Raw genomic sequence first — 2,053 nt, 5'->3', positions numbered from 1 at the left:
GCGTCTGCTGGCCGCCCTGCTGCCGGGGCTGTCCAGCCGGGGCCTGCCGCTGGCTCTGCGGAGGACCCTGGACCTGGCCGAGGGCCCGGTCGTCTCCGCGCCGCGTCGGCGAGCCCCCGTCGAACCCGGCCGCGATCACGGTGACCCGCACCTCGTCGCCGAGGGCGTCGTCGATGACCGCGCCGAAGATGATGTTGGCCTCGGGGTGGGCGGCCTCCTGGACCAACCGCGCCGCCTCGTTGATCTCGAACAGGCCGAGGTCGGAACCTCCCTGCACGGACAGCAGAACGCCGTGCGCGCCGTCGATGCTCGCCTCGAGCAGGGGCGAGGAGATGGCCAGCTCCGCGGCCTGGACCGCCCGGTCCTCGCCGCGCGCGGAGCCGATGCCCATGAGGGCGGAGCCCGCTCCCTGCATGACCGACTTGACGTCGGCGAAGTCGAGGTTGATCAGGCCGGGAGTGGTGATCAGGTCGGTGATGCCCTGGACACCGGACAGCAGCACCTGGTCGGCGCTGCGGAAGGCGTCGAGCATGCTGACCGCGCGGTCGCTGATCGACAGCAGCCGGTCGTTGGGGATGACGATCAGGGTGTCGACCTCCTCGCGGAGGTCGGTGATGCCCGACTCGGCCTGGTTGGCCCGGCGGCGTCCCTCGAAGGTGAACGGTCGCGTGACGACACCGATGGTCAGCGCGCCGAGCGACTTGGCGATCTTGGCCACGACCGGTGCGCCACCGGTGCCGGTGCCGCCGCCCTCACCCGCGGTGACGAAGACCATGTCGGCGCCCTTGAGGACCTCCTCGATCTCCTCCGCGTGGTCCTCGGCGGCCTTCTTGCCCACCTCGGGGTCGGCGCCTGCGCCCAGCCCGCGGGTGAGCTCCCGGCCGACGTCGAGCTTGACGTCGGCGTCGCTCATCAGCAGCGCCTGTGCGTCGGTGTTGATGGCGATGAACTCGACGCCCTTGAGTCCGACCTCGATCATCCGGTTGATCGCGTTGACACCGCCTCCGCCGATGCCGACGACCTTGATAACGGCCAAGTAGTTCTGCGGTGCTGCCACGTCGGGGGCCTCTCCTGGATGACGGTATGGATCACGGTGGTGCGCAGATCGAACGGGGTACAACGACACGTCGGGACCGGGCCGGAGCGCGTGTCCTGCGAGCGAGTGTAGGTGGCATGCTACGGCACCCTCCCCACCCCCGCGCTACTCTCAACGTGCAGTCGAGGCTGAGTTCGTTTGTCACGGCGTTCGGACGACTGGTGAGTCGGGCGCACTGACGTCGATCGTCCCGCCGCGCTTGCGGACGCCTGGCTGGTCGAGCAGGCTGCGCAGCACCTGCAACTTCGGCTGCGCGTCGCCCCCCGAGCCCCATCGGACGGTGATTCCCGCAACCCGGAACGACACGTCTTCCGGCAGGTTCAGGGTCAGGTCGGTCACCCGGTTCGCCAGCGGTTCCGGCAGGGCGGCCACCAGGCTGACCGCGGCCGACCGCCCCTGCTGGGTCACCCGCCCGCTCGACGGGGCCGCGGCTCCGCCCGCCCCTTCGTCGGTGTGCACGGTGACTACCGGCAGTCCCTTGGGGGCCTTCGGCACGGTGGCGTAGGCCACGCCGGAGGCGTCCACAACCTTTAGTTGACCTTGAAGGTTTCTCAGCACCAGGACGGGGACGCGGCGGTCCGCACGGATCACCACCGTGGACGGCCAGGAACGGCTGACCCGGACGTCACCCAGACCACCGCCGGCCAGCACCCGTCGACGCACCGCGCCCGTGTCGACCCGCACCAGCGGCCGCCCGAGCGGCACCGAGGCGCGCTCGCGCACCGCGGACACCGAGTCCGGCGACACGCCCTCGACCCTGACCTGCCGAGCGGACAGCACCGGGCTGAACAGCAGCAACCACACCACCAGTGCCGCGAGCAGCACGACGGCTGTCCCCCACAGGGGGGTCCGGCGCGACGACGCACGCACACGCGAGGCCCGCGCCGCCATCCGAGCGTGCATCCCCTCGGGCGCCCGAGAGGATGCACGCTCGGATGGCGGCGCGGGCCTCGCGTG

At 71.3% G+C, this 2,053-nt stretch carries 2 protein-coding genes; both read right to left on the bottom strand.

What is annotated here, in order from left to right; translation table 11 throughout:
- On the bottom strand, window positions 1–1,057 hold a 1,057-nt coding region (gene ftsZ, locus FRW57_RS20820), incomplete at its 3' end, for a cell division protein FtsZ (RefSeq protein WP_152186959.1).
- A 180-nt stretch (window positions 1,058–1,237) separates the two neighbouring features.
- Window positions 1,238–2,053: cell division protein FtsQ/DivIB (locus FRW57_RS20815; RefSeq protein ID WP_203230464.1), on the bottom strand; the 816-nt coding region annotated here is incomplete at its 5' end.

It is taken from the genome of Segeticoccus rhizosphaerae, from assembly GCF_009192725.1.
Classification (GTDB): Bacteria; Actinomycetota; Actinomycetes; order Actinomycetales; family Dermatophilaceae; genus Segeticoccus; species Segeticoccus rhizosphaerae.
The sequence above is the reverse complement of the archived record's forward strand: the minus strand, read 5'-3'. Positions and strand labels throughout refer to the sequence as shown.